Origin of the sequence: Mesorhizobium sp. C399B, from assembly GCF_030323185.1 — a bacterium.
Taxonomy (GTDB): domain Bacteria; phylum Pseudomonadota; class Alphaproteobacteria; order Rhizobiales; family Rhizobiaceae; genus Mesorhizobium.
Window position 1 is genome coordinate 4,512,587 of record NZ_CP100472.1, and the last position, 22,754, is coordinate 4,535,340.

Here is a 22,754-nt window from a genome sequence, read left to right on the forward strand (position 1 = left end):
GAGTGAGGGAGTGGAACTGCTTTGTCGGCCAAATTGTTGACGGAACGCCCGGCGCCCATTGTTGCTACATGTCTAGATTCTTGGGGCGTTTTGGATGATGCAATCCACCATCTCACTCCAAAGGGGAGTGGAATCTGGAACAATGTCGCTTTTGTTCGCACGACATCCTTCGTGCCCGATTGGCATATCGTCTTTAACTCTGCTTCTCTTTTTGGGCTCCCTGTTGATATCGAGGCGAGCCCAAACAGGACAATTTTTGCAATCGGCGAACCGCCGACGAAAGCTCATCGCGCGTTTCATGAAGGGCAGGGGAAAAATACTATCGTCCTGACGTGTGACGCAGAGCTGGCTGCTCGGCAGAATGCAGCGCGCCGATTCGTTTTGTCTCCACCTATCACTCGGTCTTGGTCTGTAAACAAGACATATGACCAACTTCTGGTCAGCGAAGTCGTGGATAAGCCGCTTCGGCTCTCATGGATTACCAGTGACATCGCCCTGCTTAAAGGACATCGATATCGGCTGGCGTTTCTGGAACGGCTGAGAAAGGAGCTCGATTTTGACCTGTTCGGCCGAGGTTTTCGGCTGATTGGAGATAAATGGAACGCACTCGCACCTTACCGTTACAGTATAGCGTTCGAGAATACTCGTGCTGATTACTATTTTACAGAGAAGCTTATGGACTGCTTCGTTGCTGAAACAATGCCGATCTATTACGGCAGCCCTGCAATCACGAGGTTCTTCCCTTCGGACTCTATGGTTCTGATTGACCCAGAGGACAAGAACGTAATCCCAAAAATTCAAGAAATCATCAACTCGGACCTCTGGAAGGAACGTCGCGGCGCAATAAGAGAGGCGAAGCGGTTGGTCCTCGAGAAATACAATACGTTTGCTTATCTCGCGAGCTTCATCGAAAGCGTTCAGGATAAACCCTTACCGCCGGAAATTATACACATCGATTCGCCTGAGGTCGATTTTGGAATAGACGAATGAAGTACTCCAACGCTCGCTTCGCGTGCCCGGCGGTCGGTGGTCTGGCGAGATCGGTACGGAATGCTCGGCGGAGAATGCCTGCTGCGCAGACGGGCCGGCACGGGCGCACGAGGTCATGCGCCCCCGGCTGCCGCTGATCAGACGAACTGGGGAAGGCCAGGAACGGAATTGAGGACCTCGTCCACGAGTTCGTCGCCGGCATGTTCCTTGGCGCAGGCGATCGTCTCGTTGGCGAGGCCGGCGATCTTTGCCATGCTGAGACCCTCACTCATCAATTGCTGGCCAAGCCCCATAAGGCCGCCACCCTCTGGGTCGTCGCCATGATACTTCGCTACTAATTCCGAAGCTCCCGGAATGGCCTCGATCATGCGCGCAACGGGACCGTCGGCCGCGTGGCTTTGCAGGAAACCCAGCATTAACCCAACGCCCTTCTCTGCGAGAGCCGGGCCGATGCCGGCACCAGTGGCGATGCGCGGTAAGAATTCTTCCATGCAGGGTCTCTCTCTCTTTGATGAGGTTTACACGGGGCCGGTCCGGCGCCCAGCTCCCTTGGCCGAACCACAATTGAACTCCACAAAAATAGGCCGGCGGAAGTGCTATTGCGCGTAAAACCGCCTCTGTCAACGCAAGCTGCGTCGGACGTGCGTGTTTCGCAAACCGAAGATCATTCCAATTCACATCATTACGCATTGGCAACCGCACAGTTTGCGGTGGCTCGCTTATGGGCCAATGCCCCGCGTCCGTCAAATGATGACGACAACGTGGTCATCGCCTAGGATCTGTGGATCAAGGTGTGAGGCACTTACAGCCGGTGGACCTGCTCAAGCGCCGCGCCGACACAAGGGCTAGATTGGCGATACTGCGCGTGTTGGCCATGTCTTTCCTCGCGTGATGGGATGTTCGTAGAAGCGGAGCTATATGCCGGTGTGACGTCGATAAGGCGAACCGGCTATTCCGACAGGACATCCATACTGTCGCATAGACCGTTGCTGCTTAGGTATTGAGACCGCCATCGCTGGTGACACCACAATGTGCAGTCCGCGGGTGTCGATAAGGCCGATTCACGCAATCAGCAGGTCAGGAGGAACGAATGAACCCTGAGGTTTCAGAAGCTCACTTTTCGCAAGGCGTGCAGCGCACATGGTGCAAGAGATTGCCAAGTCTTGCAGATGCTATCGACTTTCTCAACGATGGCTGGAAGATCGCAGTGACCGAATCTACGAAGCGCACTCAGTGCGTGCTTTGCTACATCCAACCGGTTGCCGAGCAGGGATACTCCTCCTCCCTGAAGTCCAATCGACAACAGCGATCACTTCCAAGAGGGTCCCAGCTCCGCCGCGAAAACGGGTGCCAGACCCCGATCCTCTCCCTCAACTGATCTAGCTCAGGGCGTTCATGAGCCGCAGATCGCATAGTGGCTGCGTGCACGACGCAGGAAGACCATTTATGAAAATCCTATTCAGAACGATGGCTGTCACCTTGCTGGCACCCACCGCCTTTGCTGCGGATTCGATCCCCACCGACCTCAGAGATACGGCATTGGCCACCTTCAGGGCTTTGCCATCCACCACGCCGACAGTCGCCAACAACCCGATCACCCCGGAAAAGATCGCTCTCGGCAAGGCACTGTTCTTCGATCCACGCGTCTCGGCGTCAGGCGTCTTGTCGTGCAACTCGTGCCACAACCTGGCCACCGGCGGCGACGACAATCACGAAACCTCGATCGGCCATGGTTGGCAGAAGGGACAGCGCAACGCGCCGACTGTACTGAACGCTGTCTTCAACATCGCTCAGTTCTGGGATGGTCGTGCCGCAGACCTGAAGGCTCAGGCGAAGGGACCGGTCCAAGCCGGCATCGAAATGGCCAATACACCGGACCAAGTCATCGCCACGCTCAAGTCCATGCCGCAATATGTCGAGTGGTTCGATGCAGCTTTTCCGGCTGAAGCCGATCGGGTCACCTTCGACAACTTCGCCAAGGCGATCGAAGCCTTCGAGGCGACACTGGTCACACCGGCCCCGTTCGACAGCTTCCTGAATGGTGATGAGCTTGCCATGACTTCCGAACAGAAACAGGGCCTGGCGCTTTTCATGGACAAAGGCTGCTCGTCCTGCCATGCCGGCATCAACGTTGGTGGGCAAGCCTATTTCCCATTCGGCCTCGTGGAACAGCCCAGCGCCGAGGTCCTGCCGGACAAAGACAAGGGCCGATTTGCGGTCACCAATGCAGCCGATGACTACTATGTTTTCCGCGTGGCGCCGCTGCGCAACGTTGCACTCACCGCGCCATACTTTCATTCGGGCAAGGTTTGGGATCTGAAACAGGCCGTCGCCATCATGGGGACCACCCAGCTTGGCGTAGTACTGGCGGACGAAGAAGTTGACCTGCTTGTTGCCTTCCTCAACTCGCTGACCGGAGAGGCACCCGAGGTCGCCTATCCCATCTTACCCTCCGAAACGGCGACAACGCCCCGGCCTGTAACGCAGATCTCAGGAAAATAAAGGGCCAACTGGCTGCGGACGTCGCAATCGAAAATGATTGCGGCTTTTACTTGGGCCACACGAATTGCCACATCCATCTCCGAATTGGCGGGTGGCTAGCAATACCCGAAACCTGCCACCTCGCCCGTAGTCTGCGCGAATCAGCTGGGGAAGCGGACAGACGCGCAGCACCATATATTGTCGCCGCCTGGGCGAACATGCCAAGCAGTCTACTTTGAGAAACGACGTGTGTACGATTTGTTCGAGGCGCGGGGCCTGTATGTTCCCAAGGACCAATACTATAGCGTAGTGTCACATTCATATTTCTGCGGGATGAGGACACGTGCCGAAGGCAAATTGCACATTTTCGCCGAGTGGCTTATTCCAAGAGTGTGATCGGGTTGGCATATTCCCGGCCGACGTCCGCCAGCCGGCAACTCCCCACACGGTGAGGAAGAGAAGCCTCACGCCTGCACTTTCTGCCGGAGCGCGCGCGCCGCAGCGACCATGTTCATGAGGGCAGGGCGGACCTCCTCCCATTTGCGTGTTTTGAGGCCACAGTCCGGGTTTATCCACAGTTGGCCGTCGGACAGTCGCTCGCGGGCAAGCATGACTAAGTCCGAAATCTCGCCGGCTTCCGGGACGCGTGGTGAGTGAATATCATAAACGCCGGGACCGATTTCGTTCGGATATTTGGAGCTCGTGAAGGCGTCCAACAGTTCCATCTTCGAGCGCGACGTCTCAATCGAAATGACATCCGCATCCATTTCAGCGATCGCGTGAATGATCTCGTTGAACTCCGAATAGCACATGTGGGTATGAATTTGAGTCGCGTCCTTTACACCCGTTGAAGCGATCCGGAAGCATTCGACAGCCCAGTCGAGATAGACTTTCCAGTCAGATTGGCGCAGTGGCAATCCTTCGCGAAACGCGGCCTCATCGATCTGGACCATCCTTGCGCCGGACCTTTCGAGATCCCTCACTTCGTCGCGGATGGCGAGCGCGATCTGGCGGCAGGCTTCGGAGCGGGGTACGTCGTCGCGAACAAAAGACCAATTGAGAATGGTGACTGGGCCTGTGAGCATTCCCTTCACGGGCTTTTCCGTAAGCGACTGGGCGAATTGCCACCAGCGCACTGTCATCGGGTTGCGCCTCGATACGTCGCCGAAAATGATGGGGGGACGCACGTAGCGCGACCCATAGCTTTGTACCCAGGCATGCTGGGTGAGCGCGAAGCCGGACAACTGCTCGCCGAAATGCTGTACCATGTCGTTTCGCTCGAACTCACCGTGCACCAGCACGTCCAGCCCGATCTCTTCCTGCCAGCGAATTGCAGCCTCGATCTCCTTCTTCAGGAACGTCTCATAGTCGACATAGCTCAGCTGGCCCTTCGCATGAGCGGCCCGCGCCTTGCGTACCTGCGGCGTCTGCGGGAAGGACCCGATGGTCGTCGTCGGGAACGGCGGCAGCCCGAGTGAGCCGGCTTGGACTCTGGAGCGCTCGCCAAAAGCGCTCTCTCGTCGCTTCGCGCTGTCCTCAATGCTAGCGATCCGCCCCTGAACAAGCGGGTCATGGATCCTCGTGGATGTCACGCGCGTGGCGGCAGCCTCGGCAGACGCTTTCAACGCGCCTGCCACCGCATCCCTGCCTTGGGACAGGGCCCGGGCCAGCAAGACCAGCTCGTCGGTCTTCTGGGCCGCGAAGGCGAGCCACGACCTGATGTCGGCGTCGAGTTCCGTCTCCATGCGCAGATCAATCGGCACATGCAGCATCGAGCAAGAAGGCGCGATCTCGACGCGGTCCAAGGGCCAGCCGGCGACGATCGGTTTGATGCGGTCGAGAATGGCGGGCAGGTTCGCACGCCAGACGTTGCGGCCATCGATCAAGCCAAGCGAGAGCACCAGATCCTTCGGAGCGAGCCGACCCACCGTTTCCAGCTGCTCGGGAGCGCGCACGAGATCAATATGCAGCCCGGCCAGGGGCAGAGAAACCGCGGTTTCGAGATTGTCTCCCAGCGACCCAAAATACGTAGCCAGCATGATCTTCAGCTCGGGCGCGGCTTTCGACAGCTGGCCATAGGCGAATTCGAACGCAGCTCGTTCGTTCGGGTTCAGATCGAGGACAAGCGCTGGCTCATCGATCTGCACCCAGTCGGCTCCCGACAGCTTCAGCTTCTGCAGGACTTGCTCGTAAACGGGCAGCAGCCGCGGTAGGAGCGCGATGGGACCGAACCCCTCGGCAGGCGATTTCGCCAGCTTGAGGAAGGTGATGGGTCCAAGGATGACTGGGCGTGTGTGAATGCCGAGAGCTTTAGCCTCGAGGAAGTAATCGACCGGCTTCGATGACGAGAGGGCGAACGTCTGATCATCATCGAGTTCCGGCACAATGTAGTGGTAGTTGGTGTCAAACCACTTGGTCATTTCCATCGCGGTTACACCAGGTCCATGAGCCTCCTCCTGGTGACCAGCGTGTCCACAATCCTCCGTCTGACCCTGGTTGCCGCGCGCCATTGCGAAGTAGATGTCAAGTGGGACCTCGCCGCTATTCCAGCCGTAACGGGATGGAACGGCCCCGACCATGGCTCCGGTGTCGAGCACATGGTCGTAAAGCGAGAAGTCGTTCGACGGGATTTTCGACACGCCGCGATCGCGCTGCTCTTCCCAGCTAGCGGCACGGAGCGCCTTCGACGTCGTGAGAAGGTCGCCAGCGGACGATGTTCCGGACCAGTAGCTTTCAAGCGCGAATTTCAGTTCTCGCCGACGACCGAAGCGCGGCACGCCGAGCGTTGCTATAGGAATTTCCTGAGAGTCAGTCATGTCATACCCCGATGGTTGGGGCGTCGATGACAAGGAAGGCGCTAGCAGGCCGGCACGAACGCCGGCTTGCAGCGGCCACCGAGACACCCCGCCCGTGGACGTAATTCGCCGTGGCAGGTCTCCTGGCTCGCGGGGTCATAGCCTCTACCCGTCTTCCTGAGGGTATTCGCCTCAGTGACATGAGTGGGGTTGGCTCGCCGCTAACAGTTGCGGGGGCAGCGCCGGCATTGCACCGGCTTCCCTCTTAGCTCCGCTGCGGCAGCGCCGCACGCGAGAACCACGACACGCAGACAATCACAGCAGTCCGCTCTTTTGTCAATGACGCATAACGAAATGTTTATGTCGTTATGTGATTTCGCTTTTACGCTTGTCTAACATTGTGAAATATTCAGTCGCCCATTGGCGGCGCTGCTCCGCTGCCACCATAGTCCAACTAATGGATCCCTGTCGGGCTGCGACATCCCTCGCAGGTCGCCGATGAAGGATTTCGGACAAGACTTCAAGCGCGTTACAACGTCATTAGAATGCAGAAGATCGCATTGGTGGCGATGTTTAACGATGCGGCCGCAAGCCGTGCGTGCGTGGTAGAAGCGGTTTTCTCGGAGTGAGCGCCAAACCGTGGTCCGAGGGGAATTGGCACGCCAGTCGTCATCACGGGTGACTAGGCAATCGTGATGACTCCGCTCGGCGGCAAAAGACCACACTGACGGAGCCTGGCTCAAGGGTCTGATGCAAAGCCCGACTGTGGTCCCGATAAGCCGCTTAAGCCGCATTCAGGCGGTCAGGATAAGTATCTCTCTCTCCAAGCGCTCGGCATTGAGGGATGCGCAAATGCAGGCAAAGCTCGCGTGCTTCATATTCTGCATCATACGATCGGCAGGACCCAGTTTTTATCCAGTGCACGCGTCAGCGCGGTGTGCAATTCTGGCTCGGTCCGATACGAAGGCATTTGGGCCTCGCTGATCCAGCCCAAGCCAACATAGTGGAAGTGATCCGCAGGGACCTTAACCCGGCTGCTGTCCAGTTGCCGAACGAAGTCCGCTGACCAATGGTGGATCGTATACGCTTCAAGTTTGTCCATCATCCTCCGCCAGCGTTGGATGCGTTCTTCGCGCGGCATGCTGGCCGCTCTTGAGATCGCGGTAGCTATCTCGTCGGAGAGCCTCGGATTTACCAGCAGGGCGTCCTCGCCGAAGTCTTCGGCCGCGCCGGCAAACTTCGATAACACCAGAACGCCAGGGTCGCTCGGATCTTGTGCAGCAATGTATTCTTTCGCCACAAGATTCATGCCATCGCGCAACGGCGTCACAACGCAAACACGCGCGGCTCTGTAAAGACCCGCTATCTCAGCTTGGGTGAACGACCTGTTCTCATAGATAATCGGCATCCACTCGTCCGTGCCATGCCGGTTGTTGACTTGATTGACGAGTCTTTCGACGTCGCGCCGATATTCGCTGTACGCTTGGATGTCGCCACGTGAGGGAGTTGCGATTTGCAAGAGCGAGACACGTTGCGGCTCGACTGCCAGCAGATCGAAAGCTTTAATCCGATTGTCGATGCCCTTGGTGTAGTCGAGCCGATCGACGCCGATAACTAGCTTTGCTCCGCCAAGTTTCAACTGCGAAATGTAGGCTTTCTGCGCCTCAAGCGAATCTGCGGCACACTGTTCGAATTGCTTCGGATCGATACCTATAGGAAACTTTTGGCATTGCGTCTGGCCATGGTCCGAGAAAACGACCCCGTCCTTGCTCTCCAGCCCCAAATGAGATTGGACACAGGCGAGGAAATTGCTCACATCACGGTCGGTCTGGAAACCGAGCAGATCATACTCGAGCATACATTTCATTAGCTCGCCAGAATTGGGCACGCGCTCCATCGTGTCAGACTCGGGCCATGGCGTATGCAGGAAATGGCCGATCGGCCGGTCAATACCGAGTCTGTGCAAATCAGCGCCGAGCGGCAGGAAATGATAGTCATGAACCCAGTAGACTGCGTTATCTCCCAATTCGGACACCGCGCGCGCCATGAAGGCATTGACGTCGCGATAACTTTTATAATCCTCTTCCGAGCCTGAGATCCGGTCCGGCAGCGAGTGGAGCGCCGGCCACAATATTGAATTTGCAAAACCTTGATAGTACCGAGGATAGTCCGCTGCCGGCCCAGCGAGCCACCCGATTTGACCGTTGCCACGCTGTACGAGGGGCACCTGTTGCTTATCGCCGTCGCCCAGATGCTCGGAAAAACCTACCCAGACCGCGCCGGAACGCTCCACAACGCACTCCAGGGCCGCCGAAAGCCCGCCTGTCTTGGGCTGATCAGAATTGACAGTCGCACCGCGATTGGAAATTGCGATAAGCAACTCCTATGTGGCTGCTGGGCCGCCGTGTTGAAGCGCTGGTCTGCGGCTGAGACAACAGGACGGGACGGGCCAACTTCGGCTTGTTGTTCTGGCTCCTGTGGCAAGTCTCTCATGGGTTGTTCAAAAGTGATTAGTTCGCGAACAGCCCCAGTTTGCCATGTGAGGTTCCGGCGCGGCGAGTTGGCGTTGTTCAATGCATCCATTTCATGCCTCCGTTGAATATTTCCCCCAGATGGAGCAACTGGAATTCCAAATTGGCACACCCCCTGCTGACGAGAATCTGACGAGCGTGGGAGCAAATGGCGACGGATTGTCGTGTTTCCGCTTCGGCGCCCTCAAGAACCTGCTTATCGCGAAAAATAGCTGGCGACGCGATCGAGCGGACCGTGCTTGCGGTAATTGTCGATTGTTCGGATAAGAGATACACCCAGTAGGCGCCAGCACCTGTTGAAATGAACTGAAACTATGTCGCTGCCGCCAAGGCTGCCCGGCCCGTGATGCGATTCTGCGTCTGCCGAAGAGCTTTGACACGGAGATCGGAGAGGGCGGGATAGTCCCTTTCCGCCCGTCAGGGTCCGTTTTTATCGCAATCCCTTCCTCGTTGCCCTCGACGATCCCAAAATCGTGGAAGCCAGACCGCGATGCCTAGGTTCGGATGTGTGAAATACCAGCTAGGCGAGCACTTCCTAATATCCGCGGAATGCCGGGCTTCATATCCGGCGCCTCGTCGAGATGACGAAGATGAAGCCTTGCTGCCAATTCCGCTGGTCCCAGACCAATGGCTAACCAGTCTGCCCGCATTCGGCATCGTGGGACGTGATCGCAAGTCAAGTGCTCCGACGGACGCCGCGAGTTCTCCGTTACCTCAGGAACCTTACTGGCCTTCCCCAAGCTGAGCTTCTGGAAAATGCCGGTGGCGATCTCGATGACGGTGAATGCCGTCAAGGCATGCCCGCCTTGCACCCCCTTCCAGCGAGCTTCACGGCAGCAGCATCGGTCAGTTCTCCGAAGCGAATGGCTGTCGTTATCAGCGAGCTTTGACACAGTTCCGCCACTGCGATGATCGCGTCGGTTGGGCAGCTGGTTAGTTGCCCGCGCATCTACAGCAACCCAGCCCGTTCCGCCTCGCGGCGCAAATTCTGCCTTGGCCTTGGGCCGATCTGCTGGATCACCAGGCCGGCCGCCAGTGAGCCAAGGTCGCCGCAGGTCTTGAGGTTGCGGCCCTGCGTGTAGCCATGCAGGAAACCGGCGGCGTAGAGATCGCCGGCTCCCGTCGTGTCGACCAGTTCCTTGATGGCGGTCGCCTCGATGACCACGGTCTCGTCGCCGCGCACGATCACCGAGCCTTTTTCCGAGCGTGTGACGGCGGCGATCTTGCAGTCCTTGCGGATCTGGGCCAGCGCCTCGTCGAAGGACGAGGTCTGGTAGAGCGACTTGATCTCGTGGCTGTTGGCAAAGACGATGTCGACCGTGCCCGAGCGCATCAGGTCGAGGAACTCGTCGCGGTAGCGGTCGACGCAAAACGAATCCGACAGTGTCATGGAGACTTCTCGGCCTGCCGCGTGCGCCAGCTTCGCCGTCTGCCGGATTGCTTCCTTGGCGCGCGGCGGATCCCACAGATAGCCTTCGAAATAGGTGACCTTGGCGCCAGACGCCTTGTCGGCCTCGACATCCTCCGGGCCGAGCTCGACGCAGGCGCCGAGATAGGTGTTCATCGAGCGTTCGCCGTCGGGGGTGACGAAGATCATCGAACGCGCCGTCGGCGGCTCACCCTTGAGCGGCGTGGTGTCGAAGGCGACGCCCTGCGCATGGATGTCGTGCGCGTAGATTTCGCCCAGCGCATCGCTGGAGACCTTGCCGAAGAAGGCGGCGCGGCCGCCGAACCTGGCGATACCGGCCGCCGTGTTGCCGGCGCTGCCGCCGGACGCCTCGATCGCCGGACCCATGCGGCTGTAGAGCAGTTCGGCGCGCCTTGTGTCGATGAGGTTCATCGCGCCCTTGATGATGCCGTTGGTCTGGAGGAATTCCTCGTCGCACTGGGCGATGATGTCGACAATGGCATTGCCGATGCAAAGCACGTCATAATCCGGCATCAAAATCTCCGCCAAAAAACCCGAGCCGGCTTCTCGCCACCTGCCAGGCGCGGGTCCGCCCGGTGGGAATGGGCTTTCCGCTTGCCAATCCGTTCGCCGGCGGCTCTCACGGGGCGGCGAGTCCTGCCTCGCGACGCAATTCGTCCGCCCTGTCTGTCTTCTCCCAGGTGAAATCAGGCTCTTCACGGCCGAAATGGCCATAGGTCGCTGTATTGCGGTATATAGGGCGTAAGAGATCAAGCATCTTGATAATGCCTTTCGGTCTGAGATCGAACAACTCAAGAATGAGGCGCTCGATCCTGCTTTCCTCAACCCTGGCTGTCCCCGACGTGTTGACCATGACGGAAACCGGACTGGCCACGCCGATTGCGTAAGCAAGCTGCACCTCGCACACGTCCGCAAGTCCGCTAGCGACGATGTTCTTTGCGACATAGCGGGCTGCATAGGCAGCTGAGCGGTCAACCTTGGACGGGTCCTTGCCCGAGAAGGCGCCGCCGCCATGACGACCCATCCCGCCATAGGAATCGACGATGATCTTGCGTCCCGTGAGACCACAGTCGCCGCGCGGCCCGCCGACTACGAACCGCCCCGTCGGGTTGACCAGAATTCTGATGCCTTCCGTCTCCAGGTGGGTCGGCAGGACAGGCTTTATGATTTCCTCAATGACGCCCTCGCGGACAGTCTCTTGCGAGACCTGCTCGTCATGTTGCGTCGACACGACGATGGTATCCAGGGCGACCGGGCGCAACCCCTCATAGCGCACTGAGACTTGGGATTTCATGTCAGGACGCAACCAGCCAAGCTGTGCCTTCCGGACATACGCCTGCCGTTTCGTCAAGCGATGAGCGAGCTGGATCGGCAAAGGCATCAGGGTATCGGTTTCGCGGCATGCGTAGCCGAACATGAGGCCCTGATCTCCCGCTCCCTGCTGGAGGTCTTGCCCTCTTCCCTCGTCAACGCCTTGGCTGATGTCGGGCGACTGCTCGGTGAGGGCATGGACGACGGAGCAACGCCGGCCGTCGAAGCCGACGGCCTCGTCGTCGTACCCAATGTCGAGAATCGTATCGCGCGCAACTTGGCTGTAATCCACCTGGGCATCGCTGGTAATCTCGCCAGCCAGAACGACTATCCCTGATTTTACCAACGCTTCACAGGCGACGCGCGCCTTGGGATCTGTGCGGAGGATGGCATCGAGGATGGCATCCGAGATGTTGTCGGCCAACTTATCCGGGTGCCCCGCGCCAACCGATTCGGAAGAGAACACGAACTGCCTAGCCATGAATACCTCGCTTCGGGTGTTGGATGTGGTATGGGCATTTTGCTTGGCCCACCTTACTTGTCGGAGATGCCCGGGACCTCGAACGCAGCGCACAAGTCGGCAACGTCTCTTCGCACGCAGGCATGGAGATCTTCGTCGTCTGGCCGCTGGAGGACGGAGTCAATGAAGCCAGCAATTTGCTCCATTTCCACATCGCGCATGCCCATTGACGTCACTGCTGGTGCCCCCAGGCGAATTCCGCTTGTGACCGCCGGATCCCGCGGGTCGCCAGGCACCATATTAAAGTTTGTGATGATTCCTGCCTTTGCTAGTCGCTCGGCATAGGCCTTGCCCGATAGTGGCCGATTGCGAAGATCAAGGATCAGCATGTGATTGTCCGTCCCCCCGGTCACCAGGTCATAACCTCGCTCAAGCAGTGCATGTGCCAGAGCCTTGGCATTCTTGACCGTCTGTTGGCCGTAGCTTCGGAAGGACGGGTTCGCGGCTTCGTGCAAGGCAACCGCTAGCGCAGCGATGGCATTCATGTGAGGCCCGCCTTGCAGGTGAGGGAAGACCGCCCGGTCTATTCGTCTGGCGAGATTGTATTTGCTCTTCGTATGATACAGGGCCTGATAGCGATCTTCGTTCCTTGACAAAATGAAGCCACCGCGGGGACCGCGGATCGACTTGTGGGACGTGCTGCTGACCACGTCGCAATGGCCCACGGGATTCGGGTGCGCTCCCGCGGCAATCAGGCCGCTGATGTGCGCAATGTCGGCTACGAGATAGGAGTTCGCTTCCAGGGCGATTTCTGCCATTGCCGCGTAGTCAAAGACACGCGGGTAAGCAGTTCCGCCGACCCAAATGAGCCGCGGCCGTTCCCGCTTGGCTGTCTCGCGCAAGCGGTCATAGTCAATCTGCTGTGTCTTTTCATCTAGTCCATAGGGCACGCGTTGATAGTCAGTTCCGGAAAAGTTGATGGCCCAACCATGAGTCAGATGGCCCCCTTCCGGAAGGGGCAAGCCCATGACTATGTCACCGGGACTCAAAAGCGCACGATAGACAGCCTGGTTGGCCGGCGAGCCGGAATAAGGCTGCACGTTGGCATGCTCGCTGCCAAATAGTGTTTTCAGGCGCTCAATGGCTAGATTCTCAAGCTCATCAACGATCTCGTTTCCAGCGTAGTAGCGCGCACCGGGGTACCCCTCGGCGTACTTGTTCGTGAAAATCGAGCCGTTCGCTTCCAGCACGGCCGAGGACGCAAAGTTCTCCGAGGCGATGAGCTTAAGCGTCGTTCGCTCCTGCCGCTCCTGTCTCAGAAGCAGCTCGTGAACGCGGCAATCAACTGCGGCCAAGGAAGACCGCCCGTAGGTGTTGGGCTGTGCGATCGTGCCGTCGGCGGAGTTGTCCATGGTAGCTTCGCGCTCCAATTGGATTGACCTATTTCACGATCAAGCACGCGGTCCCCTTCGGCCGCGTGTCTCGTACCGCTTCGAGCCGCTGCAGGTCCTGTTTATGATAGCCGTCGCGATGGGGCAGGAGATCGACCAATAATTGAACCAGCCCGCCGTCGTTGGATCCTGCGTTGAGATGGTACGAGCGCCACGGAGGCTGTTCGTTGCAGCAAAGAAAGTCGGCTCTGGCGAGCAGCCGGACGTGTCGCGCAACCCGCTCTCGACACACGCCCAGAATCTCCGCTAGCTCGCAGACAGTTAGGTCCGCATGCGCACAAAGGCCCAGGATTCGAAGGCGGTCAGGATGCGCTGCCATGCGTAGGCGACTAACCAGTGTCATCATGGCTCAGGACCACGTCCTACCGAATTTCTCATTTCGCGTTCTCCACAGAAGTTGCAGATTTCGAAGGTTGTCCAACGACCGGACAAATCTCGGTGGCCGTGACGACCGTCGATATCCTGTGTCGAACAAACAAATGGGCGCTCTTCTTGCCTTTAGCCGAAATTGCAAGCAGTTCGGCGAGTCGAAGATAAGCGGGGCCACGGTTTGGAACCACTGACCTCAGACGTTGCAATAAGCCTACCATTCACAGCGAGCCGGAGTTGCTAAGAGTCTATGAATTTCCTTGAAGGATCTGTTGCAACGTTTGCCCAGCCTGGCCTGCTCCCGGTTTGCAGCGGTCATGGTCAGGCGATCCATCGCCTCTGCGAGCACGATCAGGAATTTGCCCTGCATCGCATCGCTGATCAGCTCCTGAAGGCCGGGACGCAACAGCGACGCGCCGCAGATCGCGCGGTGGGTATTGCTGTCGACGACTGTCCAGCCTTGCTTTTCAGCACGCAAGCAGCAGAGCTGCAACTGATCCTCGATCGAGGCGTCTCGGTGATTGTCAGTTGAGTAGCGAGCGCCAAGCGCGACCTTCACGAGGCGGCCCCTTACTCCGGGACGCGGTCTCGCGTTTGGCTATCCGTTTCGGCTTGAACGAAATCCCGTGCGGCCTGTCGCGCCAGCAGCCGGACCAGATTGACGAAGCGTCGATCGGGCTTCGGCGACGCAGGCACAGCCGATTCGTGGGCCGCGCCGGCGACCACACGAGCTTTTCGGCTGTTGCACGTTTCGGTCGCGCTATGATCGCGTTCCTGTCCTGACGCGAAATACTCCGTTTCGCGACAATGATGCCAAGTCACAGTGCTTCGACAAGATGGAAATTCTTGTGATCAATAACGCGCGTCGCGCAGGAGCCAGTGCTGGCCGATGACGGGGCACCTTGTGCTCCGAAGAAGCCATGGCTATATATCCGGATAGAGAACGGAGGCACGCGATGGGCAACACTGCACAGAAGAGAGCGATCGAGAATTATCGCTCTCGCCTGGCTGAGCGCGGCATCGCGCGGTTCGAGATCCAGGCGTTCGACGCAGACCGCGATCTACTGCGAACTCTTGCCCGAAAATTAACGGAGAGCGGGCCGGATGCCCGACAGCTTCGTCGGACCATACAGCAAGCCGTGGCGGGTGAGCCACCGAAAGCGGGCAGCATTCTCGCCGCGTTGCGTCGCTCGCCTCTGGTTGGCTCCAGTCTCGACCTCAGCCGGCCGCGCGAAGAGGGGCGCAAGATCGACCTGTGACGCGCTACCTTCTTCATACCAATATCATCAGCAACGTCATAAAGCCGGAGCCTTCGGGCTCGTTGCTGGCCTGGATGGGCGCGCAGAAGGACGAAGACCTCTTCATTGCTTCGCTTACTGTCGCCGAAATTCGCCGAGGCATCCTAGAGAAGCCGAAGGGGAAAAAGCGCAGCAGCCTTGAAACTTGGTTCGACGGCTCCGAAGGCCCGCCAGCGCTGTTCGCTGGCCGCGTGCTATCGTTCGACGAGAAAGCTGGCCTCGTGTGGGCGCGGCTGATGGCCAACGGCAAAGCCAGAGGCCGTTCGCGGAGCGCCCTAGACACAATCATTGCCGCTATAGCTGAAGCCAACGAGTGTGTCGTAGTGACCGACAATGAAAAGGACTTCGAGGACGTTCAGATAATCAACCCGCTCCGTAGCTCTGGAAGCCAAGCGGGTGATGATAGCTCCAACGGTCCGGCCGATTTAATTTGAGGATTTCAGCGGCACGGAGTCCGAACGTCTCGTGTTCGCCTACCTCTAGCGATGGCTGGATTGATCTTGCTTAGTTCGGCCAGGGACGTCTCTTCCAGTTCCGCTTTAATGCCATCCCGGTTCATCTAGTCAGCTCGATCTACCAACAGTTCGCACGCACGAGCGCCGCGGACAAGGCGCGATCGCAGGGACTGCGCGATACGCGTGTCGAGCTCGTCCATCTTACACTCGATCTTGTCTACGAAGGCCTCTGGCCAAACGCCACTGTAGTCGATCCCGCGTGCGGCTCGGGGGCCTTCTCATCGAGGCTTTCTCGCGACTGGTCTGGCGCGCTACCAATAGCAAGTTCGCCCGCCGGGTACTCGTCGGTCTGTACTCTCTGGGCGTCCACATCAACTGCGGAGCTCTTGGCATCGCCGTGTTCTGCCTTTGGCTGGCAGCTCTCGAGCTCGACGAGCAGCCGATCAGCGACACCCGCGACCTCAAGTTCGACCCGGTTGACTCGATAACTCTATTGGCAGATTCAGTCGGGGAGGATCTGCCCACTCCGATCACAAGCCGATCTGTCGACCCCGTGGTCGGGAATTCTCCATGGACCTTCGTGAAGAAGGAATGCAGCGCCGAAAGCCGAAGCGCTTCCGATACATCGACGCCCCTTCCGAGACGGAGCCCCGATTAGGCATTCCTGCCACTCTATCTAGCCGACCCCCGTGGCCGCGTTGTCGATCGGTGCGCACTGGTCGCCTACATCGCCCCGGCACGTGAAGATCGTCTCTGCTGACGCTCGTTGAGCAATTCAGGCCGCCTCCGGCTGGCGTTTGATCAGCGTCAGCGTCAACCAGCGCGCGGTCAGCGCCGGCTTTTTCGAGCCCTCGATCTCAATCGTCACGCCCAGCGCCGTCTGCACCCAGCCCGACGGCCTGACCTTGATGTCGGCCAGTACGAAACGGGTGCGGATGCGCGATCCGGTTTTCACCGGCGCCAGGAAGCGCAGCGATTCGAAGCCATAGTTGACACCCATCTTGCAGTTTTCGAGCGGCCGCATGGTCTCGAAAGTCATCGCCGACAAAAGCGAAAGCGACAGGAAGCCATGTGCGATGGTGCCGCCGAACGGCGTCTCGCGCTTGGCGCGCTCCGGATCGCAGTGGATGAACTGGTGGTCATCGGTGGACTCGGCGAACTGGTCGATCATCCGCTGCGAGACCACCCGCCACGGCGACACGCCGACTTCCTTGCCGACGCTGGCCAGAAGCTCGTCGAGACTGATCGGTTCCAAGCTAATGTCCTCCATTTCAAACGTCCGAAGCGCGAGCGGCTTCATTCCGTGAACAGTGTCAGCCCATGCTGCACCGACTGCCGGCCATCCATCGGCAGGATGGCCCCGGTGAGATGACTGCCGTCACAGCTGCACGAATAGAGCGTTCCGCCGGCAATCCCGCACCGATGCGGGCCGATCCGAACATGGCTGCAGACGAGCTGGCTTGTACCTCGGTCGCGGTGCGCGTCCTGCAGGCCACTGAAAACAGCTCGTCTTGCTACCGGTGATCATTCCGCCGGCGCCGCTATGCGGTATTGTCGCAGATTGATAAAATCAATTGTCTGGATAGGAACCATCCGTGTCTCGAATGGTGGAGGAGTAGTCCAGCAGACGGGATGGCTTGTGGTCCTTCTTGAAGCGCGCCGACCTCATTGGCCGCTAGCTGTGAGCCGGCAAGCAGCGCCAGTTCAATGACATTGGGTGTCGACACGGCAAGCGGCATCAGATGCTACTTCATGATGCGGGATGGCGCTTGCTTCAAGAAGCGCTCGCCTGACGTGGAAGCCAGCACCGGATCTGGACTGTCGATATGCGCCCGATATTCGCGCAGCACAGCGGCAACCGCAGCGACGATGATCTCAGCTGTTGCGAGCATGCCAACCTTGGTGCCGGCCACTCTGTTAGCCTGAAGCGCAGCGCGCATCTGATCCGCCACCAGACCGGGTTGCGTAACTTGGATTTCCAAGGCGTCTTGATGGGTTTGCACCGTCAGCGCGCTGACAGCAAGGCAGGTGCGCACGTCAAGGCAAGCGATCGTCTCGATCCGCGGGCAATTCCAGCCCCACCGCGGGAATCTGACCCGACAACAACGAGCAGATGCGGTTCTCGCCCCAGCGCTATTGTTCTGACTTTCGATCCATTCTCGCGTGCGCGCTTCTGGGGCGTCGTTCAGCGCAAGGTCGGTGACCACGGCTGCGCTTTCGGCGCCAGCCTCGAAAAACGCCTTCGAGCCGGTCAGGTTGAGGCCGTCGATGGAGACCAATGGGATCGGCGCGACCTGGTGCTTCCACTCGCTGATCCGCTCGAGCCCTTGCGACGCCCATTCATCTTAGGCTAGTTGGATAGACTGGCCGAGCGCCACATACTCCGGCTCGGCCACTGGCGCAGTACGGTGTGATCGTGGATCGAAAGGCCGAGCTTCAATCCGGCGTATTTCATCGTCAGCATCGGCGGCAGCCAAATCCTTTTGACCAAGATGGACGAGTCGCAGCCTTCCTCGATTGCCGTGCGCCAATAGTCGTTGACGCTCACTTGGCAACCATGGACCGCGCAGGCGTCGTTCGCGCAGCGGATTTCCGTCTGCAGTCCTTTCTCGTCCATATCCTTTATCCGGAGCTGCACCAGACTCACGCCGAGCGGCACCAGCCGGTCAATCCCGCCGGCACGTCCACGACTTCATGAGAAGACGGCCCTGCCGATCGTCGGTGGGTAGCTCGGTTCGAGCATTCCCGAGCTGAAAGCTTCACGACCGGCATCGACCGCTTTGCCGAACGCACGCGCCATGCCGACCGGATCGGCCGCCCTCGGGACCGCCGTGTTCAGGAGCACGGCGTCAAACCTGAGCTCCATGACGGTCGCCGCGTACGACGGCCGTCCGAGCCGTGGATCCACAATCAACGGAATGTAGGGGAAATGTCCGCGCATCAACTGGACCTCGGAGCTCAACGCTTCATCGCATTAGAATGAGCGTTCGAAACGCAGGATACCGCCGACACTGCTCTTCTTGTTGGCATTGGTCCAGTTCACTTCGGAAGCTTTCACCTTTCCGACGGCGGAGCCTCCGTAGCGGTCATAGTCGAGTTCAGCCGTAACTGTGAAATCTGGAAGAAGCGCATAGGCGACGTTCGCAGCGACACCATAGTTCTTGAGCTGATCACCCGAGAGCTGAAGGTTGAACGAAGTTGTCTCGTTGACCTCGTAAGCGGCGCCAGCCCAGAAAGCCCAGTTCCCGCCCCAAATCTTATAGAAGCCGCGACCATGAGCGTCGATCGCGTTCATGGAGTCGTCGTTGAGCTTGCCATTGGAACCGTAGCCGAACATTCCGAACAGCAACAGTTCGTTGGTGACATTGATGTCGACACGGACCTTGGCGGCTACCGATTCGTAGTTGCTATCATAACCAGCAACGCCGGTGATCGCTCCCCAGCCATGTGTGTATTTCAAGCCGCCGACTATGTGCGGAGCGTAGTTGTCGATTGTGCCGACCGCGCCTGAGCCTTCTTCGAGCGAAACCACGGCGGAAAAGCCGTTCGCGGCGTCGAAGTAGTACTGGACCACATTGGTATCCAAAGCGCCGTACGGAACCGGTGTCTGGTTGAGTACGTCACCCGCGCCGCCAATAAACATGTCGAAGGCCGACCAGTCCTTACCAACTCGGAGGCCACCAAGCTGAATCCAGGCGAAAGTCAAGATGCTGTCTCCGTTGAAGGCATAGGACCGAGAACTGTCCGAAACCGAAGTGTGGCGGTTACCGAAATTCACGCGGGTTTCGGTGTAGGTCTTCAACGTGCCGAGTTCGGTCTCCTGGCCGGCCCAAGCTTTCAGTGTGAAGCGCGTGTTGTTTTGCCATGTACCCTGATCCTCACCAGTCCTCACATCTGAGGTTCTTGCGTGGTAAAACAATCCGACATCGCCCAAGCCCACGTAGTAGCTGAGATAGCCGCCGATGCGCAGGCAGGTCTCGGTGCCTGAAATGTAGACGTAGCCCGAGCCGTAGACGTCGCAGATCTTGACGTACTCAGTCGGATCAGGCTCGGGGACGATGATCACGGCGCGAGCGTCGGAAACGGCGACCAGTGCCGCAGTTGAGCCGAGGAGGAGGCTCCCAATGGTCATTGTTGATCTCCGTCTAAATAGTAAAAGGAATCGAGACCGGTAAATGATTTTTGCTAAGCAAACGATTGATAGCGCATCAAGCTGAATTCTAGGAGTGTTGCTGCACCTGGCGTGCTAATACTCAGGAGAATTTAGAATGTGACTGAGACTTGTTGTCACATATATTAAGCAGTTATCACTCCCGGACGGTCATACAACATTTTTATACAATCACCCCTTTTCACCTCCGCGGTGGCCTTACAAAGGGTACTACTGCAAATAACGTACCATCCTGACGACCCAGCTGCGGCTTGAAGCTCAAATGTGCGGGCGGACCTTGGTTCCCGCTTCCGTTCTTTTTGCCTTGCGGATCCACCCAAGCAGGAACGGCAAATCTTTCGGCTACGGCTCGTCTGTTCGCTTCGCGACAGTTTGGCTTAATGGCGACGGCATTGTTTGCTGTGAGCCCCGCCGTTGAGGCATCATGCGGCGGCCACCGCCCGGTACGACGCCGTCACTTTGGCGAGCTGATGGTCGATAACCACGCGCCGCAGCCTTGCACCACTGAATCAGTAGGCGCTAGCCTTGGCAGTGCGGCGGACCTGACGGTCGCGTCGAGCAGGTTCTCGTCCTGAAAGCGGCGCGCCACAGCTAATGCTTCTTGCCAGCAATTCACACAACGAGCTCATCGAGATGGCAGAGATCACTATGGGGCGGCGCTAGCTGGCGAGCAAAGTCTGGTCCCAACACCGTATTGTCTCGTCGGATGCGGCATCTGCGCTCAGAAGAATCTCCCACGCGCAGATGAAGGGAAGGTACGGTGGAACAAAACGGTGCGCGTGAGGGTTGCGGCGGGAACACCACGCTGACCGAGTGCGCTCAGACCATCGCTGTCCAGCCAAGACTGAACGGCGCCCATTGCTAAAAAATTTCGAGCCCAAAGCGGAACGGACTGACATAGCGCAAAGACGCAGGCGAGCACAGCGGTAAGGTTGGATGTTATCAGCATGGGACGGTGACCGTTGCAGACCACGAAATTTCGAGAGGCCCGGCTGCCTTGGTACACTATCTATCCGGCTGTGTCGGAGTTCTCCGGGGCGGTCGGCGCCGAGGCTTATGAGGAATGGCTCAGGAACCTGCCGGCTGATGATCCGGTGTCACTCTATCTGCACGTTCCGTTCTGCCGATCAGCCTGCTGGTATTGCGGCTTCCCAACCACCATCACCCGCCGTGATGCGCCCATCCTCAACTATCTGGCGGCGCTGCGTGACGAGATCCGTCTGGTTTCGGAGCGAGTGCCGAAGACGTTGCCCGTGAGCGACATACATTTCGGCGGCGGAACGCCGTCTCTCATCGGACCAGCCGAGTTCCTCGCTCTGATGGAGTTCCTGCGATGCCGCTTCGCCATCTCGAAAACAGCTACGGTCGCCATCGAGATCGATCCACGCACGCTCACGCCCGAGATGGCGGAAGGCTTGGGAGCGGCCGGCGTGAACCGCGCGAGCCTGGGCGTACAGAGCTTCGATCCCATTGTTCAAAAAGCGATCAACCGAATCCAGAGCGAGGCCCAGACGTCGGCTGCCGTGGAAGTGCTGCGCCGGCATGGAGTAAGCCGCATCAACTTCGACCTCATCTACGGCCTGCCGCGTCAAACGGTGGAGTCGTGCGTCGAAACAGTGAGGGCGGCGGTCGCCATGCGCCCCGACCGGCTTGCCTTGTTCGGCTACTCGCACATCCCATCCCAAATAAAGAATCAGCGCCTCATCGAGGCGGAATTTCTTCCCGACAGCGCTGCCCGCGCTGAACAGTATGCGGCTGTCACCGTGACGCTGATTGCCGCCGGCTACCGACAGATCGGGCTCGACCATTTCGCCTTGCCGGACGACGAGCTCGCGCTGGCACAGGAAACAGGTCGCCTGCGACGTAACTCGTTGGGCTACTCGGCCGATACCTGCAGAACCCTGATCGGTTTCGGCGCGTCGGCTATCGGCCGCATCGGCCAAGGATACGTTCAAAACGAAGTTACACGGGATTCCTACATCCGGCACATCGCAGCTGGCCGACTGGCGACATCGAAGGGCCATCGCCTCACAGACGACGACCGCGTGCGAGCCGCAATTATCGAGCGATTAATGTGCGATTTCGAGGCTGACGTGCCGGCAATCTGTGTCGCCCACGGATTTGGTCCGATCCGTCTTCGCGATTCGGCTGAGCGCTTGGCCATGCTGGCCAAGGACGGGATAGTGGACTTCGAAAACGGCTTTGTCCGCGTACGGCGGGAGCATCGCTTTGGGATTCGCGCTGTCGCTGCCGCATTCGATGTTTTTAGGGATGGCGTTACGTATATCCCGCAGCAGCTTAATGCGATGCAAAGCACGACATAGTCCGGCATCAATGTCTCCGCTTGGAACCGCCGGCCTACTTGCCACGCCGGCCGGGCGCTGGTCTGGCAAGTGGGCTTTCCGTTTGCCAATGCGTTCGTTCCGGGCCCTCACGGGGCGGCGAGTCCCTGCCGTGAGCGCCTCACCCGCGAGGCTACATGGCGGCCGTGGAGATTACCTCAGCAGCGGCGCCCGATCGGAAACCTTAGCACCTCAGCGCTTTGGCGTGGCTGCTTGAACTCTTCGACGGCAACCGCCTCAATTAGCAGGTCCAAGGCTTCGCGGCCCCTTTGACTCATCGGGTCATCCCCACAAAGGTAGTCATACGCTCGATCTAAATGCACTCGGGCGGCGGAAAAATCGCTTATCATATCATAGAACCCTCTCTACCCGCCCGCATTGCCGTCTACGAGGTGAAGGTAGTGCAATCGTCAATATATACAGACAAATTTGAATTAAATCGGAGATGATCATGGAGGTCGAGTTCCCTGACCTGATGCCGCCATTGAGCCCGCCGACGACCACTCGCTGGCGCTCGGTCGGTTCATAAATGCCGAGCACCCCGTCCCGAGACCACCTCTGACCTCCCTCCTTCGATGCTATACGCGTGGAAGACATGGCTGCGCCGCCGCTGCGAGAAAGGCGTGTCCCATCGCGCGGCGGCTGCATAGTGGGTAGCCAGCGCCGGGAGC

The 22,754-nt window shown here is 58.8% G+C and carries 18 protein-coding genes, 1 pseudogene and 1 riboswitch; of the genes and pseudogenes, 5 read left to right on the forward strand and 14 right to left on the reverse strand.

Annotated features, from left to right (window positions below; genetic code table 11):
- Window positions 1-21 precede the first annotated feature (21 nt).
- Window positions 22-990: a glycosyltransferase family 10 domain-containing protein gene (locus tag NLY36_RS21490; RefSeq protein ID WP_084026292.1), complete on the forward strand. Its 969-nt coding sequence runs from the start codon at window positions 22-24 to the stop codon at window positions 988-990.
- A gap of 137 nt (window positions 991-1,127) precedes the next feature.
- Here the strand turns inward: NLY36_RS21490 and NLY36_RS21495 are convergent, their stop codons facing one another.
- The gene (locus NLY36_RS21495; RefSeq protein ID WP_023737108.1) at window positions 1,128-1,481 is read right to left on the reverse strand and encodes a hypothetical protein; all 354 of its coding nucleotides are present in this window, start codon (window positions 1,479-1,481) and stop codon (window positions 1,128-1,130) included.
- Between the two features lie 955 nt (window positions 1,482-2,436).
- Between NLY36_RS21495 and NLY36_RS21500 the strand changes: the two genes are divergently transcribed.
- Window positions 2,437-3,492, forward strand: coding sequence for a cytochrome-c peroxidase (locus NLY36_RS21500; RefSeq protein WP_023737107.1), 1,056 nt, complete (start codon window positions 2,437-2,439; stop codon window positions 3,490-3,492).
- Between the two features lie 443 nt (window positions 3,493-3,935).
- Here the strand turns inward: NLY36_RS21500 and metE are convergent, their stop codons facing one another.
- From metE to NLY36_RS21535, 7 genes are all read right to left on the reverse strand, one after another.
- Complete coding sequence (gene metE / locus NLY36_RS21505) at window positions 3,936-6,263, reverse strand: 5-methyltetrahydropteroyltriglutamate--homocysteine S-methyltransferase (RefSeq protein ID WP_023737106.1); 2,328 nt, start codon at window positions 6,261-6,263, stop codon at window positions 3,936-3,938.
- Window positions 6,264-6,382: 119 nt separating this feature from the next.
- Window positions 6,383-6,584: riboswitch (cobalamin riboswitch) on the reverse strand.
- Window positions 6,585-7,152: 568 nt separating this feature from the next.
- Window positions 7,153-8,646, reverse strand: a complete 1,494-nt coding sequence (locus NLY36_RS21510) for an alpha,alpha-trehalose-phosphate synthase (UDP-forming) (protein WP_084026291.1) — start codon at window positions 8,644-8,646, stop codon at window positions 7,153-7,155.
- 1,100 nt (window positions 8,647-9,746) lie between these two features.
- A complete protein-coding gene (locus NLY36_RS21515) occupies window positions 9,747-10,739 on the reverse strand; it encodes an adenosine kinase (protein ID WP_023737104.1) in 993 nt (330 codons plus the stop codon).
- 106 nt (window positions 10,740-10,845) lie between these two features.
- Window positions 10,846-12,018 (reverse strand): methionine adenosyltransferase, encoded by a 1,173-nt coding sequence (metK, locus tag NLY36_RS21520; RefSeq protein WP_023737103.1) that lies wholly within the window; start codon window positions 12,016-12,018, stop codon window positions 10,846-10,848.
- Window positions 12,019-12,071: 53 nt separating this feature from the next.
- A complete protein-coding gene (gene glyA, locus NLY36_RS21525; RefSeq protein ID WP_023737102.1) occupies window positions 12,072-13,409 on the reverse strand; it encodes a serine hydroxymethyltransferase in 1,338 nt (445 codons plus the stop codon).
- Window positions 13,410-13,437: 28 nt separating this feature from the next.
- On the reverse strand, window positions 13,438-13,794 hold the full coding sequence (locus tag NLY36_RS21530) for an ArsR/SmtB family transcription factor (protein WP_084026290.1): 357 nt from the start codon (window positions 13,792-13,794) through the stop codon (window positions 13,438-13,440).
- A gap of 237 nt (window positions 13,795-14,031) precedes the next feature.
- On the reverse strand, window positions 14,032-14,376 hold the full coding sequence (locus tag NLY36_RS21535; protein ID WP_023737101.1) for a recombinase family protein: 345 nt from the start codon (window positions 14,374-14,376) through the stop codon (window positions 14,032-14,034).
- Window positions 14,377-14,773: 397 nt separating this feature from the next.
- Between NLY36_RS21535 and NLY36_RS21540 the strand changes: the two genes are divergently transcribed.
- Window positions 14,774-15,076 carry a hypothetical protein gene (locus tag NLY36_RS21540; protein ID WP_023737099.1) on the forward strand — a complete coding sequence of 101 codons (303 nt, stop codon included), beginning with the start codon at window positions 14,774-14,776 and terminating at the stop codon, window positions 15,074-15,076.
- A complete protein-coding gene (locus NLY36_RS21545; protein WP_023737098.1) occupies window positions 15,073-15,549 on the forward strand; it encodes a type II toxin-antitoxin system VapC family toxin in 477 nt (158 codons plus the stop codon). The genes NLY36_RS21540 and NLY36_RS21545 overlap by 4 nt, the downstream gene beginning before the upstream one ends.
- Window positions 15,550-16,345: 796 nt before the next feature.
- On the opposite strand, the gene NLY36_RS21550 is transcribed toward NLY36_RS21545, so the two are convergent.
- From NLY36_RS21550 to NLY36_RS21570, 5 genes and pseudogenes are all read right to left on the reverse strand, one after another.
- A complete protein-coding gene (locus tag NLY36_RS21550; RefSeq protein WP_031246656.1) occupies window positions 16,346-16,840 on the reverse strand; it encodes a MaoC family dehydratase in 495 nt (164 codons plus the stop codon).
- A gap of 475 nt (window positions 16,841-17,315) precedes the next feature.
- Window positions 17,316-17,849: a bifunctional hydroxymethylpyrimidine kinase/phosphomethylpyrimidine kinase gene (locus NLY36_RS21555; RefSeq protein ID WP_245260333.1), complete on the reverse strand. Its 534-nt coding sequence runs from the start codon at window positions 17,847-17,849 to the stop codon at window positions 17,316-17,318.
- 71 nt (window positions 17,850-17,920) lie between these two features.
- Window positions 17,921-18,187, reverse strand: a complete 267-nt coding sequence (locus NLY36_RS21560; RefSeq protein ID WP_245260332.1) for a beta/alpha barrel domain-containing protein — start codon at window positions 18,185-18,187, stop codon at window positions 17,921-17,923.
- Window positions 18,188-18,262: 75 nt separating this feature from the next.
- Window positions 18,263-18,526: pseudogene (locus NLY36_RS21565) on the reverse strand (thiazole synthase); the annotation flags it as partial.
- Between the two features lie 18 nt (window positions 18,527-18,544).
- Window positions 18,545-19,702, reverse strand: coding sequence for a porin (locus NLY36_RS21570; RefSeq protein ID WP_023737095.1), 1,158 nt, complete (start codon window positions 19,700-19,702; stop codon window positions 18,545-18,547).
- A 1,001-nt stretch (window positions 19,703-20,703) separates the two neighbouring features.
- On the opposite strand from NLY36_RS21570, the gene hemN reads away from it, so the two are divergent.
- Window positions 20,704-22,065, forward strand: coding sequence for an oxygen-independent coproporphyrinogen III oxidase (gene hemN, locus NLY36_RS21575; protein ID WP_023737094.1), 1,362 nt, complete (start codon window positions 20,704-20,706; stop codon window positions 22,063-22,065).
- A gap of 176 nt (window positions 22,066-22,241) precedes the next feature.
- Here the strand turns inward: hemN and NLY36_RS21580 are convergent, their stop codons facing one another.
- Complete coding sequence (locus NLY36_RS21580) at window positions 22,242-22,433, reverse strand: hypothetical protein (protein ID WP_023685615.1); 192 nt, start codon at window positions 22,431-22,433, stop codon at window positions 22,242-22,244.
- Window positions 22,434-22,754 lie beyond the last annotated feature (321 nt).